Genomic DNA, 22,195 nt, shown 5'->3' with positions numbered 1-22,195 from the left:
TACCGCTTGCGCAAGTGGCTCAGCGGATGCGGAAGATAACGGCTCGCTGCACGATGAAGTTGATGACGGTCGCGGTGCCCTGCGCGATCACGAACGCGACGGGGATGGCCCACCCGCGGTAGTGCAAAAGCGCCAGGCACAGATGGTTCAGGCCGACCTGCACGGCGAAGGTGATGCCGTAGAGGATCATGACCGCGACGAACCGGGCGGTGCTGGGCGCCGCCTGGAACGTCCACCGGCGGTTGATCAGGTAGGCGGTGATGGTGCCGACGACGAAGCTGGCGGCTTTGGCCAGGTCGACCTGAACTCCCACCGCCTTGTACAGCGCCAGGTACAGGCCGAAGTCCACGATCCCCGCCAGGCCGCCGGTGACGACGAAACGCATCACCTGTGTCGTCAGACTCAACTGCGGGCTGGGCGGCGCGGCATCGGGCAGCGGGGCAACCATCGGGGGGAGTCTAACCGGGCCGGCGGGCCGCGCCGGGGACGCTACGCGACGCTTTAGCGGGGCAGCTTGACCGCTATCAGCTCGACCTGATCCTCGCCCGCCGGCGTGGAGTACGTCACCGTGTCGCCCGCCTTGTGTCCGGCCAAGGCCTGGGCCAGGGGGCTGCGCGCAGTCAGCGTCTCACCTTCCCGGCCCACCGGCGTCTCTTCCACTATGGAGATCACGTGCATGGTGACCACTTCGCCGTCCGAGAACCGCAGGGTCACCTCGGTGCCACCGGGCAGGGTCTCCGATGCGTCGCGCTCCGACGGCCCCGTCCGCAGCCGGCGGTCCAGCTCGTTGATCCGGTCGCTGAGCCCCACCAGCTCCTCGGCGCGCTGGATGGCCTCGGCGGCGTCGCCGTGATCGCCCACCATGCCGCGGTCGTTGCGGACCTCGACCTCCAGGCGGTCCCGCCGCTGCCGCAGCCGCTCCAGCTCCGCGGCCAGGTTCTCCCGCGCCGCGTCCGCAGCTGATTGCGCCTTCTTGCTCACGTCGGACCTTTCGCCCAGTTTGCTCAGGTGGCGTTCCAGTGTTGCACCACGACGGGGCCGCCGCCACTGTTATTGAACAAGCGGCAATTTTTGCTCAGTGGCTGGTCGAGCCCGATTCGGAGTTGGTGGTGAGCGGCGGCGCGGCGGGTTCGTCGTCGTAGTAGTCGACGGTGCCCCGCAGGGCGTCGAATATCGCCCTGCCCTGGGCGACCAGCCCACTGGCCACCTCGGTGAGCCCCTCCGCGCCGTTGAGCACGGTCACGTTCGCGTTGGCGAGCCCCCGCGCCGCCTTCTCCACGATCTCGGGCAGCTGATCGATCAGCGCCTTGTCCAGCGCGACGCGGTTGTGCGAGGCCGCCGCCTCGGCCTGGATCTTCATCTTCTCGGCGTCGGCCACCGCCAGGATCCGCACGCGTTCGGCCTCGGCCTCGGCGGGCTTGACCACCTCGGCGACCAGCTCCTGCTGGCGCAGTTCGGCGGCGCGCTGGGCCAGCTCGGTGCGCATCTGCAGCACCTCGCGCTGGGCCTCGGCCTCTGCCAGCGGGCCGGCCTGGGCGGCCTCGGCCTGGGCCTTGTCTACCTCGGCCTTGTATTGGGCCTTGACGATCGCCGTCTCGCGGGCGAACTCGGCCTGTTTGCGCTGCGACTCCTGCTCGGCTTCGGCGGCCGCCTGGTTGGCCTGCGCCTGGGCGATCTGCGCCTGCTGCTGGATGGCCGCGTTGTGCGGCGCCGACATCGCGTTGATGTAGCCGAGCCCGTCGTCGTCGATGGACTGGATCTGCAGCGCGTCGACCGTGAGGCCGATGCGGGCCATCTCCTCCTTGGAGCCGTCCAGGACCTCGGTCGCCAGCTTCTGGCGTTCCCGGATGATCTGCTCGACGGTCATCGAGCCGATGATCGACCGCAGGTGGCCGGCGAAGATGCGCCCGGTCAGCACGGACATCTGGTCCTGTTCGGACAGGAATCGCTGGGCCGCGCTGATGATGCTTTCGGTGTCGTTGCCGACCTTGAAGGCGATCACCGCCCGGACGTTGAGCGTGATGCCCTGCTGGGTCACGCATTTCTCGGCGACCTCGGCCTCGCACATCGCCAGCGTGAGGAAGCGCGCCTTGCGGAAGAACGGCATGATGAAGGCGCCGTGGCCGGTGACGACGCGGAACGGGGCGTTGTTCTTGCTTCGGCCGCCCGAGACGAGCATCGCCTCGTCGGGGGAGGGCACTTTGTAACCGAGCATGGGGACTCCTTTTTGGGTTTCGCTGTTGTATCCCGGCGAAGCCGGGTGGTCAATTCGGATCAGGCGAGGCCGTGCCAGGGTTCGACGACCACCGTCCGGGCACCCCTGACCTCCACCACCAGCACCTGGGCGCCCTTCGGCAGGGGATGGTCGGACCACGCCAGGAAGGCCTCCTTGGCGCCCCGCACGGTGACCAGCACCTCCCCGGCGCCGCGGGCGCCGCGGGTCGCCACGGTCAACGTCCCAACGCAACCGATTGCCGAGGCGTCGCTCACGAACGCATACTCCCGCATCGGCATTGCGAGCGTCGGATTTCGTCTAAACGGGGCCGGCCGTGAGCGTGACGACGTTGTTGCGGCTCTCCCGCGCCTTGATCCGGGACACCCAGACGCGGCCGCCGGTCGCCCGCGCGACGATGCCTTCGACCGTCTCGAACGTCCAGGCGGCCGTGCCCGCCATCCCGGTGTCGTCCATGATCCGCAGGTCGATGACGCCCCGGTCGGCCAGCAACTCGAACAGGTCGCGCTGCGGGTCGTCGACGGCGATCAGCGTGGTGTGGTCGAACTGGCCCCGCAGCGCCGTCTTGACCTCGTCCAGAGTGGCCTCGTCGATCACCGCGTCGGTGTCGGCTTCGGTTTCGGCGCAGGCGAACTCGATGTCGAAGGCCCGCTCGTACCCGTGCAGGAAGAAGCGCTTGCCGTGGTTGGCCCACGAGCGGTGGCAGCAGGGCAGGTTGTCGAACAACCTGCGCAAGTGGAACCTGGCGGTGCGGCCCAGCGGCGCGTCGGCGCGGTGGATCGTGGCCACGCGGGCCCCATCGGCGAAAGCGGTGTTACGCATGGGCACAGCGTCGGGCGCCGGCCTTGCGGGATCCTCTATGAATTCTTGGAGGGTGATCGCGGCCTATCGTGGTGGATATGAACGTCGGTCCGGTAACGAGGTCGACGGTCGCCGCGGCCGCGCTGGCCGTCGTCGCGCTGGTCGCTGCTGCCCCGGCGGTCGCCGACCCGTCCGACGACGCCTTCGTGGGCGCCCTGGCGGCCAACGGCATCGTCATGAACGACCCGGGCACCGCGATCGCGATGGGCCGCGCCGTCTGCGCCGGGCTCGACCGGAACCAGAAATCCAGCGTCGTGGCGATGAAGGTGATGAAGGACACCAACCTTTCGGCGCGGCAAGCCGGGTTCTTCGTCGGGCTCTCGGTGTCCGCCTACTGCCCGCAGTACAAGGGGCAGATCGACGGTTCGCTGGACTGGCTCAATCCGCTGCCGCCCCTCATGTGAGCGCTACATCGCTAGACCCAGTACGGGACCCGGGCGCGGTATTGCCGCATCGCGAACGCCGCCAGCACCCAGCCGACGGCGGTCAGCCCCACCACCACGGCCCAGTGCCGCAGCTCCTGGTGGGCGCCCAGCAGCGGCGCGCGGACGATGTCGAGATAGTGCAGCAGCGGGTTGAGTTCGACGATCCGCGACCAGCGGCCGGCGCCCTGTTGCCGCAACGTGTCGTCGTTCCAGATGATCGGCGTCATGAAGAACAGCAACTGCACGACGGAGAACAGCAGCGGGCCGATGTCGCGGTACCGGGTGGCCAGGATGCCGAAACACAGTGACACCCAAATGCAATTGAGCACGATCAGCCCCAGCGCCGGGATGACCGACAGGTCCGCCCACGACCACGGCTTGGGATAGATGACCGCGATGACGGCGTAGATGACGATGTTGTGCGCGAACAGGATCATCTGCCGCCACACCAATCGGTACACGTGCACGGACAGCGGCGTCGGCAGTTGCTTGATCAGTCCCTCGTTGGCGACGAAGACGTCGGCGCCCTCCAAGATGGCGGCGTTGATGAGGTTCCAGACGATCAGGCCCAGCGTGACGTACGGCAGGTGGACGGCGAGCTCGAGGTGAAACAGCTTGGAGTACAGGCCGCCCATCGCGACGGCGGTGGTGCCGGTCGCGATGGTGATCCAGAACGGGCCCAGCACCGAGCGACGGTAGCGCTGCTTGATGTCCTGCCAGCCCAGGTGCAGCCACAGCTCGTGCCGGCGGAAGCCGGCGATCAGGTCGCCGCGGGCGCGGGTGAAGGTCCGCGACTGGGCGGCGGCGTCCAGAAACGTCATGCCGATCCTCCCGGCTCCGATGGTGGCGACCCGCTTCGCCCGGCTTCGACTGTTCGCGACGACCCGCCACGAGGTTTGCCGAACTGTTCGCGACGGCCCAAGCGCCGCAACCGAATCCACTCGGCCAGGCCCTTGGGATCGCGGCGGGTCACCAGGAAATACCACCCGAACCGGACCCACTCCTGAAGCTGCAGCTTGCGCAGGCCGGGCTGGGACAGCAGGTAGCCGCGGTTGCGGTAGGTGTAGAACCGCTTGCTGGGGTCGTCGGGGTATTGGGTGTGCATGCGGCCGCCCAGGATCGGCCGGAATTCCGCCGAGCCGCACGGGTGCAGGTAGATCGCATCCAAGCAGGTGCCGAACGGCAAGCCCGACCGCACCAGCCGCCGATGCATCTCGACTTCGTCGCCGCGGATGAACAGGCGCAAGTCGGGGACGCCGATCGCCTCGAGTGTGGACGCCCGGAACAGCGCGCCGTTGAACAGCGACGCGATCCCCGGCAGCAGGTCCTGTCCCGACTCGGTACGCAATTCGCTTGCGCGCCTACGCCATACCAGGCCGCGGCGCAGCGGGAACGCGAGCCGCTCCGGGTCGTCCATATTGCATACCATCGGCGACACTTCGGCCAGGCCGTGCTTTTCGGCGCACTCCAGCAACGTGGCCAGCACGTTCGAGTCCTGCGGTCGCCCGTCGTCGTCGGCGAGCCATACCCAGTCGGCGCCGTGGGCCAGCGCGTGCAGCATGCCCAGCGCGAAACCGCCTGCGCCGCCGAGGTTTCGGCGGGAGGGCAGGTAGGTGGTCGGGATGGGCTGGCCGGCCACCAGGTCGCGGACCCGGCCGTCACCGCACCCGTCGTTATCGACGACGATGAGATGGTCGGGCACCCGGGTCTGGCTGCTCAGGGTGCCCAGTGACTTGGCCAGTTCGTCCGGGCGCCGGTGGGTGACGACGACGGCGAAGATGGAGTCACTCATCCCCGGATGCTCTTTGCGCCAGCGGATTGTCTGCGGCCGTCTCGGCGAGCACCTCGCGCACGTGCCGGGCCGCATCCTCGCCCTCGTAGGCGCGCACCACGTCTTCGATGCCGCCGGACATGCGGATCACGCCGTGGTCGATCCACATCGCCGTCTTACACAGCCGGGCGAGGAATTCGTTGGAGTGGCTGGCGAACACCAGGATTCCGGACCGCTCCACCAGGCTCTGCAGCCTGGACTGGGCCTTCTTCATGAAGTCGGCGTCGACGGCGCCCAAACCCTCGTCGAGCAAAAGGATTTCGGGGTCGATGCTGGTGACCACGCCCATGGCCAGCCGCACCCGCATCCCGGTGGAGTAGGTGCGCAGCGGCATCGACAGATAATCACCCAGCTCGGTGAACTCGGCGATCTCGTCCACCTTGGCCATCATCTGCTTGCGGGTCTGCCCCAGGAACAGCCCGCGGATGATGATGTTCTCGTAGCCGGAGATCTCGGGGTCCATGCCGACGCCCAGATCGAAGATGGGCGCGACCCGGCCGGTGACCCTCGCCCAGCCGCGGGTGGGCTCATAGATCCCCGAAAGCAGCCGCAGCAGAGTCGATTTCCCCGCGCCGTTGTGGCCGACCAGGCCGACGCGGTCGCCCAGCTCCAGCGACATGGTGATGTCGCGCAGCGCCTCGACGACGACCACGTTGGAGCTGTTGCGGCCGATGGTGCCGCCCGCCTTGCCCAGGAAGGCTTTCTTGAGGGAGCGCGACTTCGCGTCGAAAATGGGGAATTCCACCCACGCGTTGTGCGTCTCGATGTGAGGGCCCGCCACCGTGCTTCGCTTAGAGGTACTGACCGTGTCCGGAGCCGCCCGGCTTGCCGACGCCCGGGGGCAGCGCGCCCTGGCGCATGTTCTCCAGCTGCGCTCGCGCGGCCATCTGCTGGGCGAACAGCGCGGTCTGGATGCCGTGGAACAAGCCCTCCAGCCAGCCGACCAACTGGGCCTGGGCGATCCGCAATTCGGCGTCGGACGGCGCCGCGTCCTCGTTGAACGGCAGGGTGAGGCGGTCGAGCTCCTCGCGCAGTTCCGGCGCCAGGCCCTCTTCCAGTTCGCGGATGCTGGTCGCGTGGATCTCGCGCAGGCGGTTGCGGCTGGCCTCGTCGAGCGGTGCGGCCCGCACCTCCTCGAGCAGCTGCTTGATCATCGTCCCGATGCGCATGACCTTGGCGGGCTGCTCAACGAGGTCGGTCAGGGAGCGCTCGTCGGAGTCGTCCTCCGTTACCGCCGTGATCCGCGGGTCGACGCCGCCGATGATCTCGATGCCATCGTCGTCGTTGCGGGTACTCAATCCTTCACCATCCTTTGCGGACTAAGGGTGCGGCGCCGCGCCGATTCCGCGCCATTCGTAGATTCGGGCTCCACCGTTGTCGTAGATCAGCGCCCACGACTTCGATTTATCCAGTGAGACTAGCCCGTCGGGTACGGCGAAGCCCCGGACCGTCGGGGTGCTGGTGTAGATGTACCTGATATTGAGCGCTTTAATCGCCTCGACCACCCGCGGGTCGGCGTCGCCCTTGCGGGCGCCGGCCCAGAAGATGTACCGATTGGGGCCGGGGCCCATCTGCTGCGGGTAGTCGTAGTGGGTCCACAGCGGGTGCAGGTCGGCGACGGCGTACATCCACGCCGTGCCGTCGGTGTTGGCGTTGCCGATGACGGTGGTGTGCGCCTCGGGCAGCGTCGCCAGGTACGCCATGGCCATCAGGTCGCGTTGGTCGATCATCACCGAGTCGTACTTGTCGCCGAACAACACCAGGTGCCGATAGAAGTAGTGGCGTGCGGTGAGCACGGTCGTCGCCAACAGCACGACAACCGTGGCCGCGGTCCAGGCCGGCGCGGGCAACGGTTTGAATCGGCGGTCGGCGGCCCGCTTGGCCGCACCAACCACCGCCGTCACCACCAGGAATAGGGCCAGCCCCGCCATCGGCATCAGCAGCAAGGTGATCGCCGCCGAGATCCGGCGCGGATCCTTGTAGAAGAACTCCCCGAAGGCGCCGGCCAGCGCGCCGAGTGGGCCGCCGAGCGGGGTGCCCGCGTCGAGGTCGACGAGCACGAGCAGCAGCCAGACCGCGAGCGGCCACCAGATCTTCTTGTAGGCGAAGACCAGCCCGCCGGCGATCGCCAGCCCCATCAGCCCGTACTGGTAGGGGAAGTCGTTGAGGTGCCGCGAGTGCTGGAAGACGGCGTCGAACAGGCCGCGCTTCTTGCTCAGGTGAGTCAGGAAGGAGTGCCCGGCGATGATGTCTTCCTGTTGGCGGACGCTGATGAACTGCGGCAGCAGGATCAGCCCGGTGGCCACGGTGACGCCGGCGAGCGTCACCGCGTCGGGAATACGGCCCTGCACCGGATGCCACAACACATCCAGCAACCACCAGGCGACCAGGAACAAGATGACGATGAACCCGCCGGTCAGGTGGACGGACATCAGCCCGACGAAGGCCAGCACCGCCAGCGGGATGCGATCGCGGTGGCGCAGCGTCGAGGTGATCAGCACGAACGTCGGGACGGCGACGCCGTAGGCGGCCAGGTTGGGCATCGCCGCCACGCCGAACTCGACGTAGGGCAGGGCGGTGAACGACACCGACAGCGCCGCGGCGGTGGCGGCGACGCCGGCGGTGCGCCATTCCGACCAGTGGGGGCGCAGCAGCTTCCAGGTCAGCATCGCCGCGCTGGTCGGAAACAGCCAGACCGAGGCGGCCACCGAGCTCAGCGTGTAGCCGGTGGTCGGGGCGGCGCCGGTGAGCTGACAGAACACCGCGGCCAGCGCGTGGAACACCGACGGGTAGTACAGCGTCTGGTGTGTTTCGACGTTGCGCAGCTCGCCCATGTGCGTCGACGACGCCTGGCCGGTGTCGAGGATGAACCGGATCTCGTTGGCGTGCCAGACGGCGTCCCAGGTGCTGGGGATGGTCTGCCAATGGGCGGCCAGACCGCGATAGGCGGCCCACATGATCAGCAGCACCCCGAGCAGCACCCCGGCGGCCACCGCCAGCGCCGGCCAGCGGCCGATCCCGCGGGCTTCGGCCTCGGTGTCGCGGTAGCGACCGAGCAGCAGCTGCAGGACGACCATCCCCAGGCACACGGCGACCAGCGTGGCCAGCGCGGTCCAGCCGTTCCACGGGATGCCGACGGCGCCGAACGGGATGATCGCCAGCGCGACCGCGCCGTAGGTCAGCGCGGGGCCGACCGCGACCGCGATGGGCCAACTCAGCTGACTGATTCGCGCGATGACCGTTCCGGGGGCTATCAGCAAGAACAATGCGATCAGCGTTCCGAACCAAAGGCCCACTCGACTAGTATGGCTGGCCGGGTGTCCTGCCTCGGGAAGCCACCGGTTGGCCGGAACGGCTTGGACCCTTTCAAGGCACCCGCTACGGTCACAGTTTCGCGGAAATGCGCAAGCTCTAAGGTGGCTGGCATGGCTTACGACGTCGCCCGGGTGCGCGGACTGCATCCGTCGCTGGGTGACGGGTGGGTGCACTTCGACGCGCCGACCGGAATGCTGATCCCCGACTCCGTCGCGACCACCGTTTCCACGGCGTTCCGGCGATCCAGCGCCACCACGGTGGGCGCGCACCCTTCGGCCCAGCGCAGCGCCGCCATCTTGGAGGCGGCGCGCGCGGCGGTGGCCGACCTGTTCAACGTCGACCCGGCCGGTGTGGTGCTCGGGGCCGACCGGGCGATCCTGCTCTCCGCGCTGGCCGAGGCGTCCTCGTCGCGGGCCGGGCTGGGCTACGAGGTGATCGTCAGCCGCCTGGACGACGAAGCGAACATCGCCCCGTGGCTGCGGGCGGCGCACCGCTACGGCGCCAAGGTGAAGTGGGCCGAGATCGACATCGAAACCGGCGAGCTCCCCACCTGGCAGTGGGAGGGCCTGATCGGGAAGTCGACCAGGCTGGTGGCCGTCGCCTCGGCGTCCGCCGCGCTGGGCACGGTCACCGACCTGCGGGCCATGACCAAGCTGGTGCACGACGTCGGCGGGCTGGTGGTGGTCGACCATTCCGCCGCCGCGCCGTACCGGTTGCTCGACGTGAAGGAAACCGACGCCGACGTGGTCGCGGTGAACGCCCTGGCGTGGGGCGGCCCGCCGATCGGCGCGGTGGTGTTCCGCGACCCGGCGCTGCTCAGTTCGTTCGGTTCCATCTCCACCGACCCCAAGGCCACCGGCGCGGCGCGGCTCGAGGTCGGCGCGCACCAATTCGGTCTGCTGGCCGGGGTGGTCGCCAGCATCGAGTATCTGGCGGCGCTCGACGAGTCCGCCCGCGGCAGCCGGCGCGAGCGCCTGTCGGTGTCGATGCAATCGGCCGGCCTGTACATGAACCGGATCTTCGATTACCTGATGGTGGCGCTGCGCTCGCTGCCGCTGGTCATGGTGATCGGCCGCCCGGAGGTGCGGATACCCGTGGTCAGCTTCGCGCTGAACGGCGTGCCCGCCGAGCGGGTGGTGCAGCGGTTGGCGGACAACGGGATTCTGGCCGTCACGTGCGAGAACTCCCGCGCGCTCGACGTGCTGGGCGTCAACGACATCGGCGGCGCCGTCACCATCGGGCTGGCGCACTACTCGACGACGGCCGAGGTCGACCAGTTGGTGCGCGCCCTGGCATCCCTGGGCTGACGAGCGCCGGCTAAACCGTCAGCACAACCTTCCCGGTCACCTTGCCCTCGGTCAGCAATTGATGTGCCTCACCGGCCTGCTGGATGGGCAGGCGGGCGCCGATGATCGGGCGGACGCGGCCGTCGGCGATCATCGGCCACACCGACCCGATCACCGCCTGCACGATCTCCGTCTTGCTGTTGGGCCCGGTGACCGGCCGCGCCCTCAGCGTGGTGCCGATGACCCGGGCGCGCTTCATCAAGAGCTTGCCGATATTGAGCTCGCCCTTGATGCCGCCCTGCATGCCGATGATGACCAGCTGGCCGTCGGTGGCCAGGGCGTCGATATTGCGGTCCAGATACGCGGCGCCCATGATGTCGAGAATGACGTCGGCCCCACCGCTTTCCCGCAGCCGCTCGACGAAGTCCTCGTCGCGATAGTTGATCGTGATCTCGGCGCCCAACTCACGGCAGAATTCCAGTTTCTCCGCCGATCCGGCCGTGACGGCCACCCGCACACCCAGCGCCCGCGCCACCTGAATCGCGTGGCTCCCGATGCCGCTCGCCCCGCCGTGCACCAGCAGCAACTGCCCTGTGCCCAAGTGCGCGGTCAGCACCAGGTTGGACCACACCGTGCACGCCACTTCCGGCAGCCCGGCGGCGTCGACGAGGTCCACGCCATCGGGAATCGGCATCACCTGGCCGGCGGGGACGGCGACGTGCTCGGCGTATCCGCCGCCGGCGAGCAGCGCGCAAACCTGTTGTCCCGCCGACCAACCCGCCACGCCGTCACCGGTGTCGGCGACCACGCCGGACACCTCCATGCCGATGATCTCGCTGGCGCCCGGTGGCGGCGGATACTTGCCGGCGGCCTGCAGTACGTCGGCGCGGTTGACGCCGGCCGCGGCGACCTTGATCAGCACCTCGCCGGGGCCGGCCGACACGTCGGGCACGTCTTGCCAGGAAAGCTGGTCGGGGGATTCGGCGACGATTGCGCGCATGGTGGCCACGCTACCGAGTCCGGTTACCCTAATCAGCGGTGGCGTGGCAGAGCGGCCTAATGCACTCGCCTTGAAAGCGAGAGACGGCTAACACCGTCCGGGGGTTCAAATCCCTCCGCCACCGCGGATGTCAGCCGGCGGCCTAATGCAGCGTCGGTGCGTAGCGGAGCAGCGCACCGACGCCATCGGCCGGGGTGATCCGCTCGTCGGTGCGCACCAGCGCCGCCCCGACCGAAATCGCGAACAGCGGCAGCGCCTCGTCGGCCCGCAGCGTCCTGTCCGGGGCCGCGCCCTGTTCCGACAGCACGTTCTCGTTGGGGGCCACCGTCGTCAGGTCGGCATTGGCGACCACGGTGGCGTCACCGATGTCGCCGATGATCAACGTGTCCACCGCGCCCTGGCGCAGGGCCGAGCACACCGCGTCCAGCCCCTCGGCGGCCAGCCCGGATTGCCGACCCACCTCGGCGGTGAAACGCTCAGCGGCGTCGTCGATCACGCTCAGATGCCGGCGCAGGCAGCCGGCCTCGATGGCGCGCTGCAACTCGTCGGCGTCATGTCCGCTGTGGCGCGCCCCGACGTTCAGCTGTTCCACGCGTTGGCTTATCCGCTCCGGCAGTTCGGCGACCAGATCCGACCGGGAGCGGACCTCACCGACGACGAAGACGACGTCGATGTTCGCCGCGTCGACCAGCTCCGCGATCCGGTCGGCGACGGCGCGCATGTTCTTGCGCGCGGCTTCGTCGGTGCGCAGTTGCGGATCGCCGTACCCGGCCGTTTCGGCGCCCGCGGCGTGGTGGACGGGGAACCCACCGCCGTCCACGGTCTCGGAGCGCACGCCGCCACCGACCTGCCGGGTGATGTCGGCGCCCGTATGGTCGACCTCCACCACCAGGTAGTCGGGGCGGTGAAAGCCGTGTTCGACAATCGGGACGAGGTAAGGCAATTCGGACAACCGGACGATCGGCTGCGCTGTCGACCTCAGCAGGCGTTCGTTCAGCAGCACGCCCTCCGCACCGGCCACGACGGCGCGGCCGCTGCGCCCGATAGCCGGCCGAAGGTCCATCACCGCGCGCCCGATCTCCTCGACGAGCGCCTCGGCGGCGCCCTGCCTTTCGAGGTCTTCTTTCAATGCCCGCCACTTGAGCTCGAGCTGAGCTTCGGCGTCGTGGGTGTCATGCGAATCATCGAAGTAGACCGACGCGAACGGCCCGGAAGCGTCGAGCAACTTGCGGAAGCGATCAGAATCCATGCCTTTTCGGGTGCCCCACCGATCGACAGACAAACCCTAGTAGCTGCGATCGCCTTCGCTGGTGTCGAAGAAGCGCCACTCGCCGTCGGCCTCGACTTCCATGCGCCAGCCCAGTTCGTTGCCCTCAACGGCCTCGTCGGCGAACCACGCGTGCGCTTTGTCGGCGCTTTCGATGTCCTTGGTCGCGACCACGTCGCCCTTCGGGTTGAGCACTCGGTAGGTAGCCATGCGCGCAGTGTTCCCACCCGAGGGGGCCCTCAATCGGTGGGGATCTCGGCGGTGATCGTGTCCATCAGGGCCGTGTAGCGCTTCGCTTCCGGGTCGCGCCCGGGTTTGCCGCTGCTGACGACGCCGGCCGCCAGGCCCCGCGCGGGGTCGGCCCAGATCGCGATGTTGACCAGCCCGAGGTTGCCGAAAGCGTTGGGGGCGTTGCGTCCGAATGGTCCCCACCGGTCGGTTCCGAGGATGAAGCCGGTGCCCCATCGGGCGGGCTGCAGTCCGACCGCGAAATCGGGTCGCAGTCGGCGGCATTGCTTGATCGCGCCGTACATCGTCTCGGGGCTCACCACCCGGACGCCGTCGAGATTGCCTCCGCGACGCCAGATTTCGGCGAACCGGGACATCTCGTGCGCGGTCGAGACCGTGTTGGACGACGGGATGATGGTGGTGAGAAACAACGGGGTGTTGGTGATGGGAATCATCTCGTGCACGGTTCCGCCGATCGCCTTGCGGAAGATCTGGGCCACCACCGGCGGCAACGGCCGCCCCGTCGCGTGACTCGGCGCGACCAACGGCAGGTCCTCCTGGGATACGCCGAAGTTGGTCCAGCGAAAGCCGAGCGGGTCGAGAATCTCGGTGGCGAGAATCTCGCGAATCTCCTTGCCGGTGGCCGCATAAACGAGCTCGCGCACCAGCGGTCCCCAGGTGAGCGCGTGATAGATGTGCACCAGCCCGGGCCGGTAGAGCGGGCGAAGCTCGCCCAGCTTCTGCTGCGCGTACTCGTGGTCGTCGGCCCGCTTGACGTCCGGCTTGGCGCCGGTTGGGAAGGGCAGTCCCGCGCTGTGCGTCATGACGTGGCGGATGGTGATGCGGTGCTTGCCATGACTGGTGAACGTGGGGATGTAGTCGCACACCCGGTCGTCGAGCGAGAAGACACCGCGCTCCACGAGCATGTGAACGACGGTCGCCGCCATACCCTTGGCCGCCGAGTACACGCAGAACGGTGTGTCGGGCGTGACGGGGATCTTCTCGGCGTCGGGCGGGTCGCTCGGGGCGTTGCCCCAGCCGTGGCCGATCGCCCGGTTGAGCACGACGCGCCCGTGCCGGCGGATGCACAGCTGGATGGCGGGGTGGTAGCCGCCCTGGTACCAATGCCGCGCGGCCGCCCAGATGCGGTCGACGGCGGCGCTGTCGATTTCGGAGTGGTCTTCGGCGCCGATCGCCGTCACCGCGTCCAAGTCAGCCGGGAGGCGGATCCTGCCGTCTGGTGTCGTCGTCACCTCAGAGAGGGTACGTGCCTCACTCGCCCGTGAACTGCGGCGGCCGCTTCTCGAATGTCGCCGCGATGCCCTCGGTAAGGTCCTTCGACGGCAGGAAGGCGGCGTTCCAGGCGGCGACGTAACGCAGGCTCTCCGAGACCGCGGCGACGCGCTGCTGGTCGAGCACGTCCTTGACCCCGTGGACGGTCAGCGGCGGGTTGGCGGCGATCTCGGCCGCGGTGGCGTGCGCGGCGGCCAGGGTCGATTCGGCGTCGTCGTACACGTCGTTGACCAGGCCGATCTTCTCCGCCCTGGCCGCGTCGATGTCTTTACCGGTCAGCGCCAATTCCCGCAGGTGCCCGTCGCTCAGGATGTACGGCAGGCGCGCCAGGCTGCCGACGTCGGCGACGATGGCCAGCTTCACCTCGCGCACCGAGAATTTGGCGTCGGCGCTCGCGTAGCGGATGTCGACCGCCGAGATCAGGTCTACCCCGCCGCCGATGCACCAGCCGTGCACCGAGGCGATGGTCGGGGTGCGGCAATCCGCGACCGCGGTGATCGCGGCCTGCATGCGCTTGACCTCGCGATGGAAGACCGCCCGCGGGCCGGCCAGCGCGTCCCCGGACAGCAGCGGGGTGAACGAGCCAGCCATCGCGGGGACGTCGAGGCCGTAGCTGAAGTTCTTGCCCGAACCCGTCAGCACGATGGCCCGCACCTCGGGGTCGGCGTCCAGCGTCGCGAACAGCTCCGGCATCTCGGACCAGAACGCCGGGCCCATCGCGTTGCCCTTGCCCGGTCCGATCAGCGTCACCTGCGCGACGTGATCCTTCGTCTCCACCGTGACGGATTCGTATGCTTGCGCCATATCGAGACCGTAGCGTGGCAAATATGGCTCCTGATTTGCGGCCCGGTCCCGATTCCCCGCCCACCGACGAACTGCACAGCGCCGAGGACACGCTCGGGGTGTTGCAGCGGGCGCTGCACACGATCGCGGCCGACGACCTGTCGAGGCAGACGCCGTGCGCGGAGTTCGACATCGCGCAGTTGACCGGTCACCTGCTGGCCTCGATCACGGCGATGGGCGGCATGGTCGGCGCGGAGATTCCGGAGAGCGACGAAGGCGACTCCGTCGAGGAGCAGGTGGTTACCGTCGCCCGGCCCGCGCTGGATGCCTGGCATCGGCACGGCCTGGACGGGTCGGTGCCGTTCGGCAAGGGCGAGATACCCGCCAAGACCGCGTGCGCGTTGCTGTCGATCGAATTCCTGGTCCACGCCTGGGATTACGCCGCCGCCGTGGGACACCAGATCGACGCACCCGAACCGCTGTCCGAGTACGTGTTGGGGCTGGCCCGTGAGGTCATCAGGCCGGAGTTTCGCGGCGGCGCCGGGTTCGACGACCCGGTCGACGTGCCCGAGGATGCCGGCGCGCTCGAGCGGTTGGTCGCGTTCACCGGCCGCAACCCGGCCCGGTAGCTCGCCCTCATCCGCCGAACGTGCGGCCAGCCGCACACTGGTCGGCGAATGTGCGGCCAGCCGCACATTCGAAGGCCGAGACGCTAGGCCGAGACGCTAGACCCGTTCGAGGTAGAAGTAGTAATACCGGCCGTTGTCCCTGACGCCCTTGCCGTTCATGATGCCCATCACGGCGTCGTCGTCGATCTTCTTGAAGTGGTCGTGCACCGGTTGGCCGTCGTAGACCATCGTCGCGGTCACCTCACCGCGGAACTCTTCGAGCCACAGGCTGGCCTCGCCTTTGCCCATCTCCACGTTCGAGAATTTGTTGCCGTCGGCGTCGAGGCAGACCAGCGGCTGCACGTCGCGGGGCGACGTGAACGTCTTGCCGAACCAGCCTGCCTTCTCGAGCTGGCCGTTCATCCGGTGGCCGGTGCGGAACTCGCCGCCCTTCCACTCGCCCAGCATCCCCTCGATCGTCGCCGGCTCGAGGCTGGCCCAGAAGTCGTCGAGCTCGGTATCGGGAATCTCGCCGCCGCGCTCCTTGAACTCGGTGAACAGTTTGCGCGCCAAGTCCAATGGACCACTCCTTACGGTTCGGTGCGGGAAATCCAGTCGCAGGCGAAGTGCAACAGGGCGTCATTCTCCTCGGCCGCACCGATGGTGACGCGCACCCCCTCGCCCGCGAACGGGCGCACGACCAGGCGCGCCTCGGCGGCCTGCTGGGTGAAGTCCTCGGTACGAGCGCCCAGCGGCAGCCACACGAAGTTGGCCTGCGAGGGCGGCAGGGTGAACCCGGCTTCGCGCAGCGCGGCGCTGACGCGGGTGCGCTCGGCCACCAGGGCGTCGGTGCGGGCCGCCAGTTCGCCGGACGCCTCCAGCGACGCGATCGCGGCCGCCTGCCCGACGTTGGTCACGGCGAACGGCATGACGACCTTGTCCAGCGCGGTGATCAGCTCGGGGTGGCCGACCGCATATCCGACGCGCAGGCCCGCCAACCCGTAGGCCTTCGAAAAGGTGCGCAGCACAACCACATTGCTGCGGGCCAGGGCCAACTCCAAGCTGTTCGGCAGCATGCCGTCGCGGATGTATTCCACGTACGCCTCGTCGATGGCGATCAGGATGTGCGGCGGCACGGCCTCGACGAAGCGGGCCAGGTGGTCGGGGTCGACGACCGTGGACGTCGGGTTGTTGGGGTTGCACACGAAGATCAGCCGGGTGCGGTCGGTGATCGCCGCGAGCATCGCGTCGAGGTCGTGCGTGTGGTCGGTCAACGGCACCTTGACGGTGGTCGCGCCGGACACCTGAATGATCGGCAGGTAGCACTCGAAGCTGCGCCAGCCGATCATCACCTCGTCGCCGGCGGCGGCGGTGATCTGCACCAGCTGCTGGCACAGGGTGACCGAACCGCTGCCGACCGCGATGTGCTCGGGGGCGACGTCGGACCCCAGGTGCATCGCCAACGCGGCCTTGAGGTCCACGCTGGCGTTGTCCGGGTAGCGGTTGACGACGGCAGCCGCGCGCTCGATCGCCGCGTGCACGCTGGGCAGCGGGCCGTGCACGGTCTCGTTGCTGGCCAGTTTGATGGAGCCGGGCACGTTCTTGCCGGGCACATAGACTGGCAGTCCAGCCAGTTCGGGACGCAAGCGAGCAGTCACTTCGACAGTTTATGTCGCAAATGTGTACGCTATGGCCGGTTCCGCGAGACCGGAAAGGGGTCGGGTACCCTCAAACAGTCCAAGGGAGGCGTGCCAGAGCGGCCGAATGGGGCTCACTGCTAATGAGTTGTCCCCCTCAAAGGGGACCGGAGGTTCAAATCCTCTCGCCTCCGCCAAGGAACACGATGCAAGACAACTGAACACTGGCGCCCGTAGCTCAACGGATAGAGCATCTGACTACGGATCAGAAGGTTAGGGGTTCGAATCCCTTCGGGCGCGCTCAATTCGGAGGCCCTTTCCGTCAGTGCGGGAAGCTGCCCGGGCGCTCATTGACGACAGTCTTGACCATCGTCCAACCTCCGGCTTCGACGTCCTATGTAGCGCCCGCCCCCTTCTTTAGGATTCGTCCTTCGATCAATTGCCCGCTAACACCCGCCCAGGACAGCGAGTGAGCTTGCGCTGTCAAGCAGGCACTCAAGGTAGGTAAGGCAGGTCGCCACCGGCATGGGCCTCCGGCACTGAGCGGGGGGTCGAAACTTGGATCGGTGTTGGCACCTGGGTCACCTCGGGTGTGACGGAACGGCCGAAGTGCTCGACCTTGGTGACGAAGGGCGACGTCATCGCCCGCACGAGTGCCCCGTAGGCGACACCGAAGTCGATCTCGTCGCCGACCGCGACGGGGTGATCGCCGAGGTCAACCATCAGGTGATCGCTGCTCATCCCGAGGATCGTGATGCCCTCGGGTGGCTGCAGACCGTCCGGGTCCACGTCCTGGCGACCGAGGGCCAGGATTGCTTGGTGCACGGTCCCGCTGCCGGTGCGGACCGGCGCCTCGCCGAAGGCCGCCTGAGCACGATCTCCCCAGGGTTGAGCCGGTTTCATGGCGACCTCGATGACTTCGGCTGTCAAGGTGAAGGCGTCCGTGTGCAGGCCCGGGATCGGTGTGCGGTACAGCGGATCGACGCCGAGAAGGATGGCTTCGCCGAGCCGGAGCTCGTCGATCCGGCCCACATCGTGGGTGTGCAGAGCCCAGTTCAGGTTCGCCGAATTGCCACCCGAGACGACGTCGAGCGAGATCCCGTGCAGTGCCTCCATGTCGTTGGCGAGGCCGGAGAGGATGCCCATGTTCCGGTCGTCGGGCGTGACACCGTTCTGACAAGCGAGGTTGGCGCCGACCCCTACCAGCCGGAGGGAAGCGTGACCGAGGACAGTCCGCGCGGCCTCGCCGACGTCGGCGAGCGCGATGCCCTCGCGCAGGTCGCCCAGCTCGACCATGAGCACGACGGCGTGCATGCGCTTCTGCTCGAACGCGGCCTGATCGAGCGCCGCCAAGACGACGGCCTGAGTGTTCAAACTGACGTCGGCGAACTCAACGACCCGTGCCACCTGGCTGAGCATGGGTGAGCGGATCAACGTGCGTAACCGGGATCCGTCGAGCCCGGCCAGTCGAGCGAGGTTCGTCACCCGGGAATCGCCGAGGCCGCCGGCGCCGCCGCGCAGCATCGCCGCGCCGACTCCCGGCGAGCCCAACACGGCCTTGGTTATCCCGGTGACTCGGATGCCCGTTGAGGCAAGCCGGTCAACCAGGATCCGCGTGTTCTGCTCGACCTTGTCGAGATCGGTCGCGATCCGAAGCGTCACACCGGGGTGGACGTGTCGGCCACGACCGCGAGGGAGGGGAAGGCCGCCAGCACCATATCGACCAGATCCGACGCCGGGCGCGTCAGCGGGTCAGTGACCGGGAGGCCGAGCTGCGAACGATGCTCGGAGATCGCCTTGGTCAGCGCGTCTTCGGTCATCTCTTCGTGGTTGATCGTGACCCCGATGACGCGGGTCTCGGCGAACGCCTCGATCAGTGCGATCTCGCTGGCCGCGGTCGGCATCGAGACCATCGGAAAGTCGCCGAGGACTTTGCGTTTCGGCGCGTGCTGCACGATCACGCCGGCCGGGCGGCTGCCACGCAGGATGTGAGCCGACGTCAGGTATGCGGGGTGGCTGAGCGCGCCCTGGCCCTCGACCACGATCACGTCAGGGTCCTCACCCTCGAACGCGGCGACGACCTGATGCTCGACCTCGCCCGAGCAGAACTGAGGGACCAGCGCATCCAGCGCGACGCCGTACTTGCCGCCCTGGATCAAGGTGGTCTGACCGGTGCCGACCATGACCGCCTTGATGCCCCGCGCGTTCAGCGCCTGGACCAGCAACGTGGCGGTGGTGCGCTTCCCAATCGCCCCGTCCGTGCCCAGGATCGCGATCCTTGGACATGTGACGTCGAAGATCCGGCCGGAGAACAGGTGCAGGTCGCGCTTGGCCTTCGGTCGGCGTACATCGGTGATGGTGACGCCGGCGTCCGCGGCTGCCGCGTCGAACTCGGCGTCGTCGTTGAGGAACTCATGCAGGCCGTTGATGATGTGCATCCCGCGGGCGATGCCTTCGAGCATCACGACCCGCTGCTCATCCGACAGTAGGCCGTCGGCGGGCGCCAGCCCACAGATCAGGTAGTCAGGTACGCGGCCGGCGTGAGAGATGGACTCGGCGAGCGACGCCAGCACCGGGATGCCGTTCGCTATGCCGTCGAGGAACTTCCCGGCATCGACTCCCGCCCGGATGCTGTCGATGACACTGAGGATCTCGTACTTCTTCGAATGCCTGACCAGGCCGTTGGCGGTCTTACCGTCCTGTTCGCCGAACACGCCCTCGCAGTAGACGATCGCGGTCGAACCACCAGGCAGCGCGAAGGGAGCCGCTGGAAGGATCCGCTCGCTCTGTTCGGACGCGCCGAGAGAAGGGGTACCGCAGGCGAGAGAAGACATAAGATCCTCTGAGAAGTCTCAGAAGGCGACGGGATCGTGGCGGGCCGTAAGCCCAACCTCCAACGGTCTTCCCTGAGGACCGGCGAGATTACCGGTGTGTTAACCATACCCGATCGGATCGGCCTATCCTGCTTCCGCCCGCCCCGAGCCACGCGGTGCGTCCGGCGCCATAGCGTGAGCTGATGACAGTTCCGACGACAACCACGACGACAGTCACGCTTCCAGACACCACGTGGACGGCAATTGAACTCGTATCGTGTCTGCGCGCGATCCGCCCGGGTTAGGGGGTCGAATCCCTTCGGGCGCGCTCTTGAAAGCTCGGTTCGGCTGCCTCATCTGTCCAAAGTCGACATCTCTTTAAAGTCGACGCTGTGACGTCCTACGTTCGCCTTGCCCGCGACACCGTCGCGGTGCGGCTCTTCGTCGCCCTGCTGACCGGAATGGCGGTCGCCGTCGCGATCGGTGAGGGCGCCGGGTGGAGGTTCGCGCTCCTCGGCTGGGTTGTTGCCGCGGCGGTGTACGTCGGGTGGAGTTGGCTGATCATCGCCCCGATGGATGCCGAACGGACCGCTCGCCACGCCACCCGCGAGGACGCGACGCGGTTGCTTGCGGACGTGGTCGTCGTCTCGGCCAGCGTGGGCAGTCTCGGCGGTGTTGGATACGTCGTCGCCGCGGGCGCGCATTCGGGCAGGGAATCCCTCGCGGCAGCCGGCGTCGGCGTGCTGGCGGTGGCGGCCTCCTGGTTCGCCGTGCATACGCTTTTCACCGCGCACTACGCGCGCCTCTATTACTCGGACGAGGTCGGGGGCATCGATTTCCACGACCCGCACCCGCCGCGTTACGTCGACTTCGCGTACGTGGCGTTCACCGTCGGGATGACCTTCCAGGTTTCCGACACCGAGATCAACGTCTCTCGGCTGCGGGCGACGGTCTTACGCCACGCGCTGCTGTCGTACCTTCTCGGCGCGGTCATCCTCGCGGTCACCATCAATCTGGTCGCCGGCTTGAGCGCGAAACTGTGAGGCGCGCCGGTCGCTAGCGCCCGCCGAACGGACCCCCGAACGGCCCGCGGCGCGGCGGGACGGTCACCGTTTGCGTGACGGTGCTGGTCTCGGTGCTCGGCGAAACCGTGACGGTGCTCGGCGGCTCCGTTGTGGTGGGAGTGGGGGTGTCGGTGCTCGGGGGCGGGGCCGTCTCGGTGATCGTCTCGGTCGGCGCGCCGCCACCGCCGCCACCGCCGTGGTGCCGGGGCGGCTCGGTCGTGGTGGTGGTCACGGTGGTGGACGGAATCGTGGTGGTCGTGCTGGTCGTCGTCGCGGGGCTGTGCGCGGGCGAACCGGCCACCAGCTTGACGACGGCGAACGCCACCAGCGCCAGCACGATCACCCCGATCGCGCCGGCCGCCACCAGCGCCGCCGGACGGCGGTACCACGGCGTCGGCGGTTCGGGCTCGGGCGTCGGCTCGTCGTAATACCCGCCGTACTGGGTGGGCTCGGAGTAGTAGTCGGGTTCCTCGGGGTAAGGCGGCACGAGGGGAGATTTTAGGGGATCAGCGCTCGCCCTCGATGAGGCCCAGTGCGCGCTCGAACAGGTGGACCGTGCCCGCGTGCAACTGGTCGCCGACCTCCTTTTCGGCCTTGCCGGCGCAGGCCCGGGCGAGCGTTCCCTCGATGACGATGCCCAGCTTGAAGCAGGCCAGCACGGTGTACCAGGTGATATGCGACAGGTCGCGGGTGGTGTTGGCCGCGTAGCGCTCAAACAGCTCGCCGGTGCTGGCCAGCCCGTCCTGGCCGCCCAGGGCGTGGCTGAACACGCTGGAACCGTCGGGCTGGCGCCACGTGGCCAGCAGCCAGCCCAGGTCCAGCAGCGGGTCGCCGATCGTGCACATCTCCCAGTCGACGATGGCGACCACGTCCGGACCGGTGCGGGAGAACATCACGTTGGCGGCGTGGTAGTCGCCGTGCATGATGCCCGGGCTCCAGTCGGTCGGCCGGTGGCGCTCGAGCCAGCCCGCCACGTCGTCGATGCCGGGGATGTCCGGACCCGGATAGCCCTCGTACTCGCTGTAGGAGTCCAACTCGGCAAGCCAGCGCGGCACCTGGCGTTCCAGGAAGCCCTCCGGCTTGCCGAAATCGGCGAGACCCACCGCGACATGGTCGATGGCGCCGAGCCTGGCCAGCGCATCGGCCATCGACAGTCCCATGCCGTGCCGCACGCTGGGATCGCCCGCATGCAGCGGTGGCAGTCCCTCGCCGGCGTTGAACCCGTCGACCGGGTCCATCAGATAGAAGACGGCGTCACCCAGCACGCCGGTGTCCTCGCAGGCGGCGATCAGGTGCGGGTGCGGCACATCGGAACCGGCCAGGGCCGCAAGCACTTTCGTCTCGCGCAAGATCACGCTGTTGCTCCGGGGACGCAGGTGGCGCGGCCCGCGCCGCAGCACGTACGGGCGGCCGGCCCGGGTGAACCGCAGCATGACGTTCTGGGTGCCACCGGTGACGGGGGAGACGTCCTCCAACGGGCCCGCGCCCAGCCCTCGCTCGGACATCCACGCCGCGACGGCGTCCAGGTTCACGGCGTCCACGCGCGACCCT

Annotated in this window: 25 protein-coding genes and 3 tRNA genes; 7 read left to right on the top strand and 21 right to left on the bottom strand. The window is 68.2% G+C overall.

Annotated elements, in window-relative coordinates; translation table 11 throughout:
- Positions 1 to 19: 19 nt before the first annotated feature.
- The 5 genes from BRW65_RS12465 to BRW65_RS12445 form a co-directional block, all read right to left on the bottom strand.
- Positions 20 to 385 (bottom strand): GtrA family protein, encoded by a 366-nt coding sequence (locus tag BRW65_RS12465; RefSeq protein ID WP_139273056.1) that lies wholly within the window; start codon positions 383 to 385, stop codon positions 20 to 22.
- A 116-nt stretch (positions 386 to 501) separates the two neighbouring features.
- The gene (locus BRW65_RS12460) at positions 502 to 981 is read right to left on the bottom strand and encodes a GreA/GreB family elongation factor (protein ID WP_073874957.1); all 480 of its coding nucleotides are present in this window, start codon (positions 979 to 981) and stop codon (positions 502 to 504) included.
- A gap of 94 nt (positions 982 to 1,075) precedes the next feature.
- Complete coding sequence (locus BRW65_RS12455) at positions 1,076 to 2,215, bottom strand: SPFH domain-containing protein (protein ID WP_073874955.1); 1,140 nt, start codon at positions 2,213 to 2,215, stop codon at positions 1,076 to 1,078.
- A gap of 59 nt (positions 2,216 to 2,274) precedes the next feature.
- Positions 2,275 to 2,490 (bottom strand): hypothetical protein, encoded by a 216-nt coding sequence (locus BRW65_RS12450; RefSeq protein WP_084187807.1) that lies wholly within the window; start codon positions 2,488 to 2,490, stop codon positions 2,275 to 2,277.
- A 43-nt stretch (positions 2,491 to 2,533) separates the two neighbouring features.
- The gene (locus tag BRW65_RS12445) at positions 2,534 to 3,055 is read right to left on the bottom strand and encodes a 6-carboxytetrahydropterin synthase (protein WP_084187800.1); all 522 of its coding nucleotides are present in this window, start codon (positions 3,053 to 3,055) and stop codon (positions 2,534 to 2,536) included.
- 77 nt (positions 3,056 to 3,132) lie between these two features.
- On the opposite strand from BRW65_RS12445, the gene BRW65_RS12440 reads away from it, so the two are divergent.
- Positions 3,133 to 3,498: a DUF732 domain-containing protein gene (locus tag BRW65_RS12440; RefSeq protein WP_073874951.1), complete on the top strand. Its 366-nt coding sequence runs from the start codon at positions 3,133 to 3,135 to the stop codon at positions 3,496 to 3,498.
- Positions 3,499 to 3,509: 11 nt separating this feature from the next.
- On the opposite strand, the gene wzm is transcribed toward BRW65_RS12440, so the two are convergent.
- From wzm to BRW65_RS12415, 5 genes are read right to left on the bottom strand one after another with little or no spacing between them, the layout of a single operon-like run.
- The gene (gene wzm / locus BRW65_RS12435) at positions 3,510 to 4,340 is read right to left on the bottom strand and encodes a galactan export ABC transporter permease subunit Wzm/RfbD (protein ID WP_073874949.1); all 831 of its coding nucleotides are present in this window, start codon (positions 4,338 to 4,340) and stop codon (positions 3,510 to 3,512) included.
- Entirely contained in the window at positions 4,337 to 5,311 is a 975-nt protein-coding gene (glfT1, locus tag BRW65_RS12430) for a galactofuranosyltransferase GlfT1 (protein WP_073874947.1), read from the bottom strand. The genes wzm and glfT1 overlap by 4 nt, the downstream gene beginning before the upstream one ends.
- Complete coding sequence (gene wzt / locus BRW65_RS12425) at positions 5,304 to 6,131, bottom strand: galactan export ABC transporter ATP-binding subunit Wzt/RfbE (RefSeq protein WP_073874945.1); 828 nt, start codon at positions 6,129 to 6,131, stop codon at positions 5,304 to 5,306. Before wzt ends, glfT1 begins: the two co-directional genes overlap by 8 nt.
- Before the next feature lie 10 nt (positions 6,132 to 6,141).
- Positions 6,142 to 6,648: a bacterial proteasome activator family protein gene (locus tag BRW65_RS12420; RefSeq protein WP_073874943.1), complete on the bottom strand. Its 507-nt coding sequence runs from the start codon at positions 6,646 to 6,648 to the stop codon at positions 6,142 to 6,144.
- A gap of 21 nt (positions 6,649 to 6,669) precedes the next feature.
- The gene (locus tag BRW65_RS12415) at positions 6,670 to 8,646 is read right to left on the bottom strand and encodes a DUF6541 family protein (RefSeq protein ID WP_073874941.1); all 1,977 of its coding nucleotides are present in this window, start codon (positions 8,644 to 8,646) and stop codon (positions 6,670 to 6,672) included.
- A 129-nt stretch (positions 8,647 to 8,775) separates the two neighbouring features.
- Here BRW65_RS12415 and BRW65_RS12410 point away from each other — a divergent pair, with 129 nt between their 5' ends.
- Positions 8,776 to 9,972: a cysteine desulfurase-like protein gene (locus BRW65_RS12410; RefSeq protein WP_073874939.1), complete on the top strand. Its 1,197-nt coding sequence runs from the start codon at positions 8,776 to 8,778 to the stop codon at positions 9,970 to 9,972.
- Between the two features lie 10 nt (positions 9,973 to 9,982).
- On the opposite strand, the gene BRW65_RS12405 is transcribed toward BRW65_RS12410, so the two are convergent.
- A complete protein-coding gene (locus tag BRW65_RS12405) occupies positions 9,983 to 10,951 on the bottom strand; it encodes an NAD(P)H-quinone oxidoreductase (RefSeq protein WP_073875084.1) in 969 nt (322 codons plus the stop codon).
- Positions 10,952 to 10,988: 37 nt separating this feature from the next.
- On the opposite strand from BRW65_RS12405, the gene BRW65_RS12400 reads away from it, so the two are divergent.
- A tRNA-Ser gene (locus BRW65_RS12400) sits at positions 10,989 to 11,075 on the top strand.
- Between the two features lie 18 nt (positions 11,076 to 11,093).
- Here the strand turns inward: BRW65_RS12400 and BRW65_RS12395 are convergent.
- From BRW65_RS12395 to BRW65_RS12380, 4 genes are read right to left on the bottom strand one after another with little or no spacing between them, the layout of a single operon-like run.
- Entirely contained in the window at positions 11,094 to 12,200 is a 1,107-nt protein-coding gene (locus tag BRW65_RS12395) for a hypothetical protein (protein WP_073874937.1), read from the bottom strand.
- 36 nt (positions 12,201 to 12,236) lie between these two features.
- Positions 12,237 to 12,428, bottom strand: coding sequence for a hypothetical protein (locus tag BRW65_RS12390; protein WP_073874935.1), 192 nt, complete (start codon positions 12,426 to 12,428; stop codon positions 12,237 to 12,239).
- A gap of 29 nt (positions 12,429 to 12,457) precedes the next feature.
- Positions 12,458 to 13,699: a lipase LipE gene (lipE, locus tag BRW65_RS12385; RefSeq protein ID WP_073874933.1), complete on the bottom strand. Its 1,242-nt coding sequence runs from the start codon at positions 13,697 to 13,699 to the stop codon at positions 12,458 to 12,460.
- A 19-nt stretch (positions 13,700 to 13,718) separates the two neighbouring features.
- Entirely contained in the window at positions 13,719 to 14,543 is an 825-nt protein-coding gene (locus BRW65_RS12380; RefSeq protein ID WP_073874931.1) for a crotonase/enoyl-CoA hydratase family protein, read from the bottom strand.
- Positions 14,544 to 14,566: 23 nt separating this feature from the next.
- Here BRW65_RS12380 and BRW65_RS12375 point away from each other — a divergent pair, with 23 nt between their 5' ends.
- Positions 14,567 to 15,151, top strand: coding sequence for a TIGR03086 family metal-binding protein (locus tag BRW65_RS12375; RefSeq protein WP_208611798.1), 585 nt, complete (start codon positions 14,567 to 14,569; stop codon positions 15,149 to 15,151).
- 96 nt (positions 15,152 to 15,247) lie between these two features.
- Here the strand turns inward: BRW65_RS12375 and BRW65_RS12370 are convergent, their stop codons facing one another.
- Together BRW65_RS12370 and hisC are read right to left on the bottom strand one after the other, a co-directional pair.
- Entirely contained in the window at positions 15,248 to 15,709 is a 462-nt protein-coding gene (locus tag BRW65_RS12370; protein WP_073874927.1) for a DUF4334 domain-containing protein, read from the bottom strand.
- A gap of 11 nt (positions 15,710 to 15,720) precedes the next feature.
- The gene (hisC, locus tag BRW65_RS12365) at positions 15,721 to 16,788 is read right to left on the bottom strand and encodes a histidinol-phosphate transaminase (RefSeq protein ID WP_073874925.1); all 1,068 of its coding nucleotides are present in this window, start codon (positions 16,786 to 16,788) and stop codon (positions 15,721 to 15,723) included.
- Between the two features lie 84 nt (positions 16,789 to 16,872).
- On the opposite strand from hisC, the gene BRW65_RS12360 reads away from it, so the two are divergent.
- Together BRW65_RS12360 and BRW65_RS12355 are read left to right on the top strand one after the other, a co-directional pair.
- Positions 16,873 to 16,964 (top strand) — tRNA-Ser (locus tag BRW65_RS12360).
- Between the two features lie 30 nt (positions 16,965 to 16,994).
- A tRNA-Arg gene (locus BRW65_RS12355) sits at positions 16,995 to 17,067 on the top strand.
- 195 nt (positions 17,068 to 17,262) lie between these two features.
- On the opposite strand, the gene BRW65_RS12350 is transcribed toward BRW65_RS12355, so the two are convergent.
- Complete coding sequence (locus BRW65_RS12350) at positions 17,263 to 18,429, bottom strand: alanine/ornithine racemase family PLP-dependent enzyme (RefSeq protein ID WP_073874923.1); 1,167 nt, start codon at positions 18,427 to 18,429, stop codon at positions 17,263 to 17,265.
- Positions 18,426 to 19,601, bottom strand: coding sequence for a DUF1611 domain-containing protein (locus BRW65_RS12345; protein ID WP_084187799.1), 1,176 nt, complete (start codon positions 19,599 to 19,601; stop codon positions 18,426 to 18,428). The genes BRW65_RS12350 and BRW65_RS12345 overlap by 4 nt, the downstream gene beginning before the upstream one ends.
- Before the next feature lie 371 nt (positions 19,602 to 19,972).
- On the opposite strand from BRW65_RS12345, the gene BRW65_RS12340 reads away from it, so the two are divergent.
- Positions 19,973 to 20,623 (top strand): DUF1345 domain-containing protein, encoded by a 651-nt coding sequence (locus BRW65_RS12340; RefSeq protein ID WP_073874921.1) that lies wholly within the window; start codon positions 19,973 to 19,975, stop codon positions 20,621 to 20,623.
- A 13-nt stretch (positions 20,624 to 20,636) separates the two neighbouring features.
- Here the strand turns inward: BRW65_RS12340 and BRW65_RS12335 are convergent, their stop codons facing one another.
- Both BRW65_RS12335 and BRW65_RS12330 read right to left on the bottom strand, forming a co-directional pair.
- The gene (locus tag BRW65_RS12335) at positions 20,637 to 21,131 is read right to left on the bottom strand and encodes a hypothetical protein (RefSeq protein WP_073874919.1); all 495 of its coding nucleotides are present in this window, start codon (positions 21,129 to 21,131) and stop codon (positions 20,637 to 20,639) included.
- Positions 21,132 to 21,150: 19 nt separating this feature from the next.
- Positions 21,151 to 22,149 carry a phosphotransferase family protein gene (locus tag BRW65_RS12330; RefSeq protein ID WP_244168075.1) on the bottom strand — a complete coding sequence of 333 codons (999 nt, stop codon included), beginning with the start codon at positions 22,147 to 22,149 and terminating at the stop codon, positions 21,151 to 21,153.
- Between the last annotated feature and the right edge of the window lie 46 nt (positions 22,150 to 22,195).

The organism is Mycobacterium paraffinicum (assembly GCF_001907675.1).
In the GTDB taxonomy this organism is placed as follows: Bacteria; Actinomycetota; Actinomycetes; order Mycobacteriales; family Mycobacteriaceae; genus Mycobacterium; species Mycobacterium paraffinicum_A.
This window is presented reverse-complemented; position numbering and strand designations above follow the sequence as displayed.